This window comes from Caenispirillum salinarum AK4 (assembly GCF_000315795.1).
Classification (GTDB): domain Bacteria; phylum Pseudomonadota; class Alphaproteobacteria; order Rhodospirillales; family Rhodospirillaceae; genus Caenispirillum; species Caenispirillum salinarum.
The window spans coordinates 191,894-203,295 of sequence record NZ_ANHY01000006.1; the positions used below are offsets into that span (position 1 = coordinate 191,894).

At 67.6% G+C, this 11,402-nt stretch carries 10 protein-coding genes and 1 tRNA gene; all 11 read left to right on the forward strand.

Features of this window, described 5'->3' with window-relative positions:
* Positions 1–37: 37 nt before the first annotated feature.
* The 11 genes from ssb (at position 38) to coxB (ending at position 11,400) form a co-directional block, all read left to right on the forward strand.
* Entirely contained in the window at positions 38–592 is a 555-nt protein-coding gene (gene ssb, locus C882_RS07300; protein WP_009539937.1) for a single-stranded DNA-binding protein, read from the forward strand.
* 163 nt (positions 593–755) lie between these two features.
* Positions 756–1,820 carry a TRAP transporter substrate-binding protein DctP gene (dctP, locus tag C882_RS07305; RefSeq protein ID WP_009539938.1) on the forward strand — a complete coding sequence of 355 codons (1,065 nt, stop codon included), beginning with the start codon at positions 756–758 and terminating at the stop codon, positions 1,818–1,820.
* Positions 1,820–3,958 carry a sensor histidine kinase gene (locus C882_RS23030; RefSeq protein WP_009539939.1) on the forward strand — a complete coding sequence of 713 codons (2,139 nt, stop codon included), beginning with the start codon at positions 1,820–1,822 and terminating at the stop codon, positions 3,956–3,958. The genes dctP and C882_RS23030 overlap by 1 nt, the downstream gene beginning before the upstream one ends.
* 176 nt (positions 3,959–4,134) lie before the next feature.
* Positions 4,135–6,963, forward strand: coding sequence for a DNA gyrase subunit A (gene gyrA / locus C882_RS07315; protein WP_009539940.1), 2,829 nt, complete (start codon positions 4,135–4,137; stop codon positions 6,961–6,963).
* Positions 6,956–7,486 carry a pantetheine-phosphate adenylyltransferase gene (gene coaD, locus C882_RS07320; RefSeq protein ID WP_009539941.1) on the forward strand — a complete coding sequence of 177 codons (531 nt, stop codon included), beginning with the start codon at positions 6,956–6,958 and terminating at the stop codon, positions 7,484–7,486. The genes gyrA and coaD overlap by 8 nt, the downstream gene beginning before the upstream one ends.
* 84 nt (positions 7,487–7,570) lie before the next feature.
* Positions 7,571–8,119, forward strand: a complete 549-nt coding sequence (locus C882_RS07325) for a peptidylprolyl isomerase (RefSeq protein ID WP_009539942.1) — start codon at positions 7,571–7,573, stop codon at positions 8,117–8,119.
* Positions 8,120–8,218: 99 nt separating this feature from the next.
* Positions 8,219–8,294, forward strand: a tRNA-Lys gene (locus C882_RS07330).
* Positions 8,295–8,450: 156 nt separating this feature from the next.
* Positions 8,451–9,221, forward strand: coding sequence for a Crp/Fnr family transcriptional regulator (locus tag C882_RS07335; protein WP_236262537.1), 771 nt, complete (start codon positions 8,451–8,453; stop codon positions 9,219–9,221).
* A 100-nt stretch (positions 9,222–9,321) separates the two neighbouring features.
* Entirely contained in the window at positions 9,322–9,627 is a 306-nt protein-coding gene (locus C882_RS07340) for a hypothetical protein (RefSeq protein WP_009539944.1), read from the forward strand.
* A gap of 82 nt (positions 9,628–9,709) precedes the next feature.
* Complete coding sequence (locus C882_RS24980; RefSeq protein WP_009539945.1) at positions 9,710–10,132, forward strand: hypothetical protein; 423 nt, start codon at positions 9,710–9,712, stop codon at positions 10,130–10,132.
* 422 nt (positions 10,133–10,554) lie between these two features.
* Entirely contained in the window at positions 10,555–11,400 is an 846-nt protein-coding gene (coxB, locus tag C882_RS07350; protein ID WP_009539946.1) for a cytochrome c oxidase subunit II, read from the forward strand.
* The last annotated feature ends 2 nt before the right edge of the window (positions 11,401–11,402 follow it).

Below are 11,402 nucleotides of genomic sequence, written 5' to 3' on the forward strand. Positions count from 1 at the left end.
GATTGAACGACGACTCCAGATAAACGAGACCCCTTTCATGGCAGGCAGCGTCAACAAGGTCATCCTGGTCGGCAACCTCGGCCGCGACCCGGAAGTCCGCACCATGCAGAACGGCAACAAGCTGGTGAACCTGTCCATCGCCACGTCCGAGACGTGGAAGGACCGCCAGACCGGCGAAAAGCGCGAGCGCACGGAATGGCACCGTGTGGTGATCTTCTCGCCGCCGCTGGCCGACATTGCCGAGCGCTTCCTGCGCAAGGGCTCCTCCGTCTACATCGAAGGCCAGCTTCAGACCCGCAAGTGGCAGGATCAGAACGGCCAGGACCGTTATTCCACCGAGGTGGTGCTGCAGCCCTTCAAGGGCGAGCTGACCCTGCTGGGCGGCCGTGGCGGTGAAGGCGGCGGCGGCGGCCAGGGCGGCGGCTATGGTGGTGGCGGCGGCTACGGCGGCGGCGGTTACGACCAGGGCGGTTACGACCAGGGCGGCTTCGGCGGCGGCCAGGGCGGTGGCGGTCGCGGCCCCGGCGGCGGTGGCGGCGGCGGCGGCTGGGAGCCCCCGCCGTCCGACCTGGACGACGAAATCCCCTTCTGATCGCCCGACGGGCGATGCGAGACAGCGAGGCGGCCACCGCTCCGGCGGGGCCGCCTTTGTCATGTCCCGATATCGCCGCCGGCGGTCCGAGTTCTCTTGCCGTTGTTGGGCGGTTGTCATACCTTCTGATCCGAAGTGGTAAGAACGTATTGAGGGGGTGGCCATGCGCGTGGGGTGCAATGGCCTTGTCGGCCGCGCTGCGCGGCCGGCGGTGACCGTCATGGTCATGGCGGGGCTTCTGGCGGTCCTGGCGGTGGGGATCGGCGGGCGCGCGACGGATGCGGGCGCAGCCACACCGACCATCCGCATTTCTTCGGAAAACACGGCCGATCATGTTCAGACGCGGGTGCTACGCCTGTTCGCGGAGCGTCTGGAGGATCGGCTCGACGGCCGGGTGCGGGTGGAGGTTCACGACAGCGCGGCGCTCTTTCGCGGGCGCGACGTGGTCGAGGCCGTCGCCGCCGGCCGCGTCGACGTCGCGGTGCCGGGCATGTGGCACCTGGACCGGTATGAGCCCGACTTCGCCGTTTTCCTGCTGCCCATGTTCTACGGTCGCGAGGACACGGTGAACCATGCCATCCGCGACGGGGCGGCGGGCCGGACACTGAATGCGCGGCTGGAGGCGGCAACGGGCGTTCGCGTGCTCGGCCGCTGGATCGACCTGGGCAGGACGCACCTGTTCACGCGCGGCGCGACCATTGAAGACCCCGCCGACATCAAAGGTTTGCGCCTGCGGGTGGCGGGCGGAGAGGGCAACGCCGCCCGCATCCGGGCGCTGGGTGCCGAAGCCGTGCTGATTCCCTGGCCGGACCTGCCGCCGGCCCTGGAGTCCGGCTCCATCGACGGGACGCTGACGAGCGCTGGTACGGTGGTCAGCGCCAGCCTGTGGACACGCGGCATCGACGGCGCGTATCTGGACAGCCAGTACTTCGCCCAATACGTGCCCATTGTTTCGCCGCGGCTGTGGGGCCGCCTGCCCGACGACGTGCGGACCGCCATGACGGAAACCTGGGATGCGGTGGTCGAGGACGGGCGCGCCATGGCCGCAGCCGCGCAGGAAGAGGCCGTTGCCCGGCTGGCGGCCGAGGGGGTGCGTATCGTCCGGCCGTCGCCTGACGTGCTGGCCGCCACGCGGGCCGACCTCATGGCCCATCAGGTTGGGATCGTCCGCGCGCTGGGTCTGGACCCGGCACTGGTCGAAGCGGTGCGCACCGCGCTGGAGCGCTGATGCCCGCCGCCACAGACAGCGCGGCCCGGTCCCGCCGCGTCACGCTTGCCGCCGTTTTAGGGGCAGTCAGCCTTTGTGCGCTCGGCCTGTCCGCCGGAACCTGGGTCCTTCTGCAGGAGCGCACCGCCACGCTGCGGCTGGCGCAGATCGACGCCATGCATCTGGCGCGGCAGGTGGCCTCGGACGCCGCCACGCTGGCGCTGCTTGGCGACAAGGCGGCGGTGGACGCCAACCGGGTCGCCTACCGCAACCCTCACCAGCCCGCCCGGATCGATTTCGATCTGGACAGCCAGGCTGCGCTGTTGCCGGGGATGCACTCGGGCGCCGTCTTCGGCGCGCGCGGTCAGCGTATCGCCGCAAGCGTGCGCTTCCCCGAAATCTCCCGGTCCTGGCGCCAGCAGGTTCTGGAACGGCACCGCGACGGCTGGGAGGACATGATCATTTCATCGGCGCCGGAAACGGGCGTCCCTGGCACCATCGCGGTCAGCCGCGCGCGATGGAATGATGCCCGGTCCTTCGAGGGCTACGCCGTTTCGCTGGTGGACCTGAGCCGCCTGGGCGAATGGGCGGCGGAGCAGGCCCGTATGTCCGGCGCGACGGTCATGCTCATGCTTTCCGACGGAACGGTTCTGGCCCCGCTTGCGAAGGGCGGGCCGGCTCCGGTCGACAATCCCGCAGTGCTGCGCCGACGGCTCGACGCGGCGCTGAAAAGCGTCCGCAACGGCAAGGAAACCGACCCCGACACCGCACTTGAAACCGCCGGTGTGGTTGTTGGAGTGGGGCTCGCCCGGGATTTTCCGTTGATCGGCCTCGTGGAGATGGCGCGCGACGGCATTCTGGCGGATTGGAGCCGCCGCCGCGACATCGCCGCGGCCGGTGGTGTCGTGATGGTGCTGGCCGTGGCCCTGGCGCTGGCCCTGTTCGTCCGCGGGGAGCGCCGCCGGGCGCGCGCCGAGGAAGGGCTTCGCCTGAGCGAAGAACGCCTCGGGGCGGCGCTCGAAAACGGAAACCTCAGCCTCTGGGATTGGGACGTGGCGACCAACAGCGTCGTCTTCGGCCCGCGCCTTCCGGCCATGCTGGGCTATGGACCCGGCGAGTTGGACCTGTCGGTGGAGGGGTTCCAGGCGCTCATGCACCCCGACGACAAGCCGCGCGCGATGGCGGCGCTCATGGCGCACGTGGAGACTCCTGATAACGGTGTCTTCGCGGCCGAGCACCGCCTGCGCCGCAAGGACGGCGGCTGGACCTGGATCGCCGACCGCGGCCGTGCGGTTGAGGTCGACGCGCAGGGGCGGGCGGTGCGCGTCATCGGCGTCCATGCCGACATCACCCGCCGGAAACAGGCGGAGACCGCGCTGCACGAAAAGTCCCGGGCGCTGGAGGACAGCAACCGGGACCTGGAGCAGTTCGCCTATATCGCCTCCCACGACCTGCAGGAACCGCTGCGCATGGTGTCGTCCTACCTGTCGCTCCTGCTGCGGCGGGAAGGCGACCGGCTGTCGGACAAGGGCCGCGGCTACGCCGATACGGCAGCTGACGGCGCAAAGCGCATGGGGCAGCTCATCCGCGACCTGCTGGAGTATTCCCGTGTCGGCACCCGCGGCGAGGAGCCTGCACCGCAGGACACGGCCGCCGTCCTGGCCGAGGCGGTGGAGAATCTTGGCATCGCCGTTGCCGAGTCCGGGGCAACCATCACCGTGGCGCCCGATGCGCCGCCGGTGCTGGGGGACCGCTCGCAACTCGTGCGGCTGGTGCAGAATCTGGTGGGCAACGCCCTGAAGTACCGTGCTCCTGACCGAGAGCCCGTCATCTCGGTCGGGTGGCGCCTGCAGGAGGATGAGGACGCGGCAGGCGGGATGGTCATTCTGTCGGTGGCCGACAACGGGATCGGGATTGATCCTGCCGACTTCGACCGCCTGTTCCAGATTTTCCAGCGCCTGCACGCCCGCGACGAATACGAGGGAACGGGCATCGGACTGGCCGTCTGCCGCCGCATCGTGGAGCGTCACGGCGGCCGCCTGTGGGTGGATTCGGCACCCGGCGAGGGCAGCACGTTCCACGCCGCCCTGCCGCGCGCCGCCGAAGCCCCTGCACCCGATGTCGCGGCAGAGACGCCAGTGCGCGCGCTGGCGTCGTAAAGGCTGCCGGGGCGGGCGCCGAAGGGGTAAGAAACGTTGCCGTATCTGCCCTCATTTGCTAGTTTTTCCGCCCCGGTCACGGCACCGCGACCGCATGGCGCCGCCCCGGGGACACTTCGCGCCGGGACCGCGCCGGCGCCGCACATTCGCCCAGTCATCCATTTCAGGCCACAGCATTGACGAACCCCCCGTCCACTCCGCCCGAGTACGACGTCACGCAGGTCGCCATCGAGGACGAGATGAAACGCTCGTACCTCGATTACGCCATGAGCGTGATCGTCAGCCGTGCCCTTCCCGACGTGCGCGACGGCCTCAAGCCCGTGCACCGGCGCATTCTCTACGCCATGAAGGAAAGCGGGTACGAGTACAACAAGCCCTACAAGAAGTCGGCGCGCATCGTCGGTGACGTGATGGGTAAGTACCACCCGCACGGCGACAGCGCGATCTACGACGCCATGGTCCGCATGGCGCAGCCGTGGTCCATGCGGCTGCCGCTGGTGGACGGGCAGGGCAACTTCGGCTCCATGGACGGCGACGCCCCGGCGGCCATGCGTTACACCGAGGCGCGCCTGGCCAAGGCCGCGCACTCGCTGCTGGACGACATCGACAAGGAAACGGTCGACTTCCAGGCCAACTACGATGAAAGCGCCTGGGAGCCCATCGTCCTTCCGGCGCGCTTCCCGAACCTGCTGGTCAACGGCGCGGGCGGCATCGCGGTGGGCATGGCGACCAACATCCCGCCCCACAACCTGGGGGAGGTGATCGACGCGCTGTGCGCCATGATCGACGATCCGTCGATCAGCGACGAGGACATCCTGGGCATCGTTCCCGGACCCGACTTCCCGACGGGCGGCACGATTCTCGGGCGCTCGGGCATCCGCTCGGCCTACACCACGGGGCGCGGCTCGGTGGTGATGCGGGCGCGCTGCCACATCGAGGAACCGTCCAAGGGCCGCGAGGCCATCATCGTCACCGAGATGCCTTATCAGGTGAACAAGGCGACGATGCAGGAGAAGATGGCCGAACTCGTGCGCGACAAGCGCATCGAGGGCATCTCGGACATCCGCGACGAGTCCGACCGCCACGGTGTGCGCGTCGTCATCGAGGTCAAGCGCGACCACGTGGCCGACGTGGTGCTCAACCAGCTCTACCGTTACACGCCGCTGCAGACCAGTTTCGGCGTCAACATGCTGGCCATCAACGGCGGCAAGCCCGAGATGCTGCGGCTGGTCGACGTGCTGCGGGCCTTCATCCATTTCCGGGAAGAAGTCATCCGCCGGCGCACCATCTATCTGCTGCGCAAGGCCCGCGAACGCGCCCATACGCTGGTCGGCCTGGCGATCGCGGTGGAGAACATCGACCCGGTCATCGAGCTGATCCGCGCCGCGCCGGACGTCAACACCGCCAAGGACCAGCTTATGGCGCGGTCCTGGCCGGCGGGCGATGTCGAGCCGCTGGTGGAACTGATCGCCGATCCCAGCCACCAGGTCATCGACGGCAAGTACAGGCTGTCCGAGGCTCAGGCCAAGGCCATCCTGGAGCTGCGCCTGCAGCGCCTGACTGGCCTGGAGCGCGAGAAGATCCACGGCGAACTGCGCGAGATCGGCGGCGAGATCGAGGAATACCTGTCCATTCTGCGTTCCCGCGAGCGGCTGTTCGAGATCATGCGCGCCGAACTGGTGGAGATGAAGGAGGAGTACGCCACTCCCCGCCGCACCACCATCGAGGAGAGCGAGTTCGAGGCCGACATCGAGGACCTGATCCAGCGCGAGGACATGGTCGTCACCGTCACCTCGTCGGGCTACATCAAGCGCGTGCCGCTGACCACCTACCGGGCCCAGCGGCGCGGCGGCAAGGGCCGTGCGGGCATGCAGACGCGCGACGAGGACGTGGTCACCCGCGTGTTCGTCGCCAACACCCACCAGCCGGTGCTGTTCTTCAGCTCCACCGGCATGGTCTACCAGATGAAGGTCTGGCGCCTGCCGCTGGGCAACCCGCAATCGCGCGGCAAGGCCATGGTGAACCTGCTGCCGCTGAACGAGGGCGAGACGGTCTCCACCGTCATGGCCCTGCCCGAGGACGAGAACACCTGGGGCGACCTGCACGTCATGTTCGCCACCAGCGCCGGCACGGTGCGGCGCAACAGCCTGTCGGACTTCACCAACATCAAGTCCAACGGCAAGATCGCCATGAAGCTGGAGGAGGGCGACAGCCTGATTGGCGTCGCCACCTGCTCCGACGCCCATGACGTTCTGCTGGCGACCCGCAACGGCAAGTGCATCCGCTTCCCCATCGGCGGCGTGCGCCTGTTCGCCGGCCGCACCTCCATGGGCGTGCGCGGCATCCGCCTGGGCGACGGCGACCATGTGGTGTCGCTGTCCATCCTGCGGCACGTGGAGTTCGACACCGAGCAGCGTGACGCCTACCTGCGCGTCGCCGGCACGCTCCGCCGCGCCAACGGCAACGGCAACGGCGAGGACGGCGGCGAGGCCCACGAGGTGGACCTGGACGCGGTGCTGGCCGAGCAAAGCCTGACGCGCGAGCAGTTCGACACCTTCGCCGAGGCCGAGGAATTCATCCTGACGGTGACCGAGAACGGCTTCGGCAAGCGCACCTCGGCCTTCGAGTACCGCATTACCGGCCGGGGCGGTCAGGGCATCACCAATATCGACACCGGCGCCCGCAACGGCCTGGTGGTGACCAGCTTCCCGGTCTCCGACACCGATCAGGTGATGCTGATCTCCAACGCCGGGCAGATCATCCGCATGGGCGTGCACGACATCCGCATCGCCGGCCGCAACACCCAGGGCGTGACGCTCTTCCGTACCGCCGCCGACGAGTCGGTGGTGTCCGTCGCCCACCTGCCGCTGGACGGCACCGAGCCCGAGGACGCCGAGGGCGAGGAAGACGGTGACGAGACCGAGACCGGGGCTGCGCCCGAGGCCGGCGACGCCCAGGCGTCCGACGAAGGCGGCGCCCAGGAAGGAGGCGAGGGCAATGGCTGATCGCGTCGGCGTCTACCCCGGCACGTTCGACCCCATCACCAACGGTCACCTGGACATCATCAACCGGGCGACCAAGCTGGTGGACCGGCTGATCATCGGGGTGGCGGTGAATGCCGGCAAGGGCCCGCTGTTCACCCTGGAGGAGCGGGCCGACCTGACCCGCGCGGCCGTCGACGCCCTGCCGGGCAAGAACGGGTGCGCCATCGAGGTCCGACCCTTCGACAATCTGCTGATGCACTTCGCCGCCGAGTGCGGGGCGCAAACCATCATCCGGGGCCTGCGCGCCGTCTCGGACTTCGAGTACGAGTTCCAGATGGCCGGCATGAACGCCCGCGTGAACCCGCGCATCGACACGGTGTTCCTCATGGCGTCGGAACGCTGCCAGTTCATCTCCTCGCGCTTCGTCAAGGAGATCGGACGGCTGGGCGGCGACATCTCCACCTTCGTGCCCGAAACGGTGCGCAAGGCGCTGGAGAGCCGCTTCGCCGAGGAGAAGGCGGCTCCCGACGGCAATGCCACCTGACCCGTTCAGGCGGGGAGGGCGCCGCGCCGATCTCCGCCCGTCCCTCAGCTTTCGCACCCGCGCGTGCGGGAAAAGGATGTATCCATGCTGAACCGCATTCTGAGCGCACTGATCGGAGTTTTTCTCATCATGACCGCGTCGCAGACGGCCTCCGCGGCCGATCCCGAGAACACCCTGTACATGGACCTCGAACACGGCCGCGTCGTCATCGAGATGCGCCCCGACCTGGCGCCCAAGCACGTCGCCCGCATCAAGGAACTGGTGCGCGAGGGCTTCTACGACGGCACGCCCTTCCACCGCGTGATCCCGGGCTTCATGGCCCAGGGCGGCGACCCGACGGGCACCGGCACGGGCGGCTCGGGCCAGAACCTGCCGGCCGAGTTCTCCAACGAGCGCCACGTGCGCGGCACGGTCTCGATGGCGCGTGCGGCGAACCCTAACAGCGCCGACAGCCAGTTCTTCATCGTCTTCGAGGACGCCCCGCACCTGGACGGCCAGTACACCATCTGGGGTAAGGTCGTCGAAGGCATGGACGCCGTCGACCAGATCAAGAAGGGGTCCGGCCCCAACGGCATGGTCAGCTATCCCGACCGCATTCTGGAAATGCGTGTCGCCGCCGACGTCAAGGAGTGACGAAGGCCGGGGTGCCGCGGCGTCACAGGGCGGCGGGACAGCGATTTTAGGGGCTTGACCCGCCGCCCCCGGTTTTCTAGATTGCCGCCTCCCCAGTGAGGGCCCGTAGCTCAGTTGGTAGAGCAGCTGACTTTTAATCAGCGGGTCACAGGTTCGAATCCTGTCGGGCTCACCAGATAAACCCCGCCAAGTCAAAGGCTTGGCGGGGTTTTCTTGTTCAATGGCTGTGGCTGGGGCGGGCGGCTTGCCGTGGGGCGCCGGGCACGATACACAGGGTGGGCGACCGGCTCCGCCCGGTCCCGTTCTGTCGCGTTGGGTGGCGAGGGTTACCATGAGCCGGATGGGCCAGTTGGCAGGGCCGTCGATGCAGAAGTGCTCCAGCACCGCGCGTCAGTCCGAGGCCGGACGCAGGGCTCAGCGGTGCCGCGAGTGTACGGTGCGGCAAAATGCGTTGTTCGTGGGACTGTCCCCATCCGAACTGGACGAGATCGCGCCAGCGGTGCCCGATCTCGTCGTTCCGGCAGGCGAGACGCTTTATGACGCGGAGACGCACGCCGACGCGCTTTTCATCGTCCGGCGCGGCGTCGTCAAGCTGGTCAACTACCTGCCCGACGGCTCGTACCGGATCGTGCGCCTCGCGCGCCGCACCGATGTTCTGGCGCTTGAGACGCTGCTGGGGGAGCCCTGCGACCATACGGCCGAGGCGCTGACGGAGGTGGAGGTCTGCCGCGTTCCGATCAGCGTCGTTCGGACCGTGATGGAGCGCCAGGCCTGGCTTTCCACGCGGATGATCCACCACTGGCACCTCGCGGTCCAGAAGGCGCACGGCTGGCTGACCCACTATGCCACCGGGGGCGCGCGCCAGCGTATGGCGCGCCTGTTGGCGGACTTGCACGACGAGTGTGCCAGCGCCGAGTCTCCGCGGCCGGCCGTCGAACTTCCGTCGCGGGACGACGTCGGCGCAATTCTTGGCATCACGAAGGAAACGGCCAGCCGCCTCATCTCGGACTTCCGGCGAAGCGGACTCGTTAACAAGGTGGATGCGCGGCGCGTGGAGGTCGACAGGATGCGACTGGAGGAGATCGCAGGTTCCGACGGCTGACATCGACCGAAAGGTTAGCGATCTTGCGCCGACCGCAATCCCGAACCCAACTCCATGCGTAACGTACGATAGGTTTTGCGCATTCCGCGGAGGCGTCGCCATGGGTCTCGGACACGATCACCAGCACCGGAGCCGCCGGGATCACATACGGCGCAACACGCTCATCTGGTTCCTCGTCCAGCACTGCGCCGCCGGCATCATCGCCGGGCTTGTTTTCTGCGCGGCCGTCATCGCCACCGACATGGCGAACATGCGCACGCTGCTGTTCGGCGGCGATGGCTTCGGGATGACCGTCGGGCTCTACCTGCTGGTGGGGTCGATTTGCGGCACATTTGGCAGCGTCGCCATGGCGGTCGGGATCATGCGGTTGGGCGACCATCGCGACCATCCTGACCGCGAGTACTGAAAACAGCCGGTTTTTCCGCCTTTTGCGGGGCCGACTTCCTGTGGCACACTCCGCCCGTTATCTTCGGGAGGAGGAGGGGATCATGCGACTCATGCCGGCTTTCACGCGCCTTGGCTTGGCGGTGCTTGTGGCGGCGGCCGCCCCCGCCGCGGTTGCGTTGGCGGGCGCCATGCCGCCGGAGTACGCCGACCCGCCGCCCGCCCGCTCGGCCGAGACAGCCGCCCCCATGCCTGCGCCTGAGCCGGCCGTGTCCCGCCCCCTGGGCACGCCGGCAGCGCTGGTTCCGGCCCCCGCCACGCCCGAGGCCGCGCCGCCGCTGCCACCCAGCGCCCTGACCGTCACCTACGCCGAGGATGTGGGCTTCTTCAGCCGTCGCGGCTACGAGGATGTGAAGGAGGATGCCGCCCTCTACTGCGCGCAGTATGGCCGCGTCGCCGCCCTGGACAGCCGCTTCGAAGTGAGCGATGAGTGGTATGTGCGCTTTGATTGCGTGACGCCCCGCTGACCTTCGTTTCCGGCGCTCCGTGCCGGAACATTGGCGGTCAAACGTGCGGCCCGGACCCGTTCCGGGCCGCTTTTTCGTGTCCTGCCTCAACCGTTAAGCGTTATGCCTGCGGCGGTGATGCGGCACGGAAACCATGTATGCAACTCGGATAAAGAAGAAAAACAAGGGGCTTTGCGCGCCGCAACATAAGGAATTCCTACGTCAAAAATAGGTTTGCATGTGTTCAAAAAACCCTTCAAACCGCTCAGGAAGGTGTTGCGGCAGCGGAGACGAATCCTCATACTGTCGTCACATGCAAGAAAAGTAATAAGCGTTCGCAGGGACTTGTTGCCGAACTCTCGGCGTTCACCCGACGCATCCAGACCCGTCAAGGGAACGCCGAACCACGAGGGCGGCACGGTCCAGCCAAGGGAGGCTAGGACATGGCATTTGGGCTTTCACGGCTGCGCGGTTTTCGCGCCGCCGTCCTGGCGTTCATCGGTCTCGCGATTATGGCGGGGCCCGCCGCGGCCGGTCAGCCGGAACCGTGGCAGATGAACATGCAGGACCCCGCGTCTCCGGTCATGACGCAGATCTACGACCTGCACAACTACATCACCATCATCATGATCGGCATCGTCCTGCTGGTCATGGGCCTGTTGGGCTATTGCATCTTCCGCTTCAACGCGAAGAAGAACCCGACGCCGTCCAAGACCAGCCACAACACGCTGCTGGAAATCGCCTGGACGGCCATCCCCGTGCTCATCCTGGTCGCCATCGCGGTGCCGTCGTTCCGGCTGCTGTACTTCATGGACCGCACGCAGGAGGCGGAGATGACGCTCAAGGTCATCGGCCACCAGTGGTACTGGTCCTTCGAGTATCCGGACCACGGCAACGTCGCGCTGGACAGCTTCATGAAGTACCCGGAAGACCTGGAGGAGGGCGAGCCGCGCCTGCTGGCCGTGGATACGCCCGTGGTGCTGCCCGAGGACACCAACATCCGCATCATCACCACGGCGAGTGACGTCATCCACAGCTTCGCCATCCCGGCGCTCGGCCTGAAGACCGACGCCATCCCCGGCCGCCTGAACGAGACCTGGGTGCGGGTGGAAGAGCCCGGCATGTACTACGGCCAGTGCTCGGAGTTGTGCGGCGTCAACCACGGCTTCATGCCGGCCGCCTTGAAGATCGTGCCCAAGGATGAATTCGAGGCCTGGATGAGCGAGACACAGGCCGCCCAGGGCATCGACCCGGCGCAGACGCCGGCGACCGAACTCGCCAGCCGGTAACC

What these genes read in the sequence shown, in the direction of transcription:
- ssb (WP_009539937.1), top strand. Translation starts at nt 38, where the DNA reads ATGGCAGGCAGCGTCAACAAGGTCATCCTGGTCGGCAACCTCGGCCGC.
- dctP (WP_009539938.1), top strand. Translation starts at nt 756, where the DNA reads ATGCGCGTGGGGTGCAATGGCCTTGTCGGCCGCGCTGCGCGGCCGGCG.
- C882_RS23030 (WP_009539939.1), top strand. Translation starts at nt 1,820, where the DNA reads ATGCCCGCCGCCACAGACAGCGCGGCCCGGTCCCGCCGCGTCACGCTT.
- coaD (WP_009539941.1), top strand. Translation starts at nt 6,956, where the DNA reads ATGGCTGATCGCGTCGGCGTCTACCCCGGCACGTTCGACCCCATCACC.
- C882_RS07325 (WP_009539942.1), top strand. Translation starts at nt 7,571, where the DNA reads ATGCTGAACCGCATTCTGAGCGCACTGATCGGAGTTTTTCTCATCATG.
- C882_RS07335 (WP_236262537.1), top strand. Translation starts at nt 8,451, where the DNA reads ATGAGCCGGATGGGCCAGTTGGCAGGGCCGTCGATGCAGAAGTGCTCC.
- C882_RS07340 (WP_009539944.1), top strand. Translation starts at nt 9,322, where the DNA reads ATGGGTCTCGGACACGATCACCAGCACCGGAGCCGCCGGGATCACATA.
- C882_RS24980 (WP_009539945.1), top strand. Translation starts at nt 9,710, where the DNA reads ATGCGACTCATGCCGGCTTTCACGCGCCTTGGCTTGGCGGTGCTTGTG.
- coxB (WP_009539946.1), top strand. Translation starts at nt 10,555, where the DNA reads ATGGCATTTGGGCTTTCACGGCTGCGCGGTTTTCGCGCCGCCGTCCTG.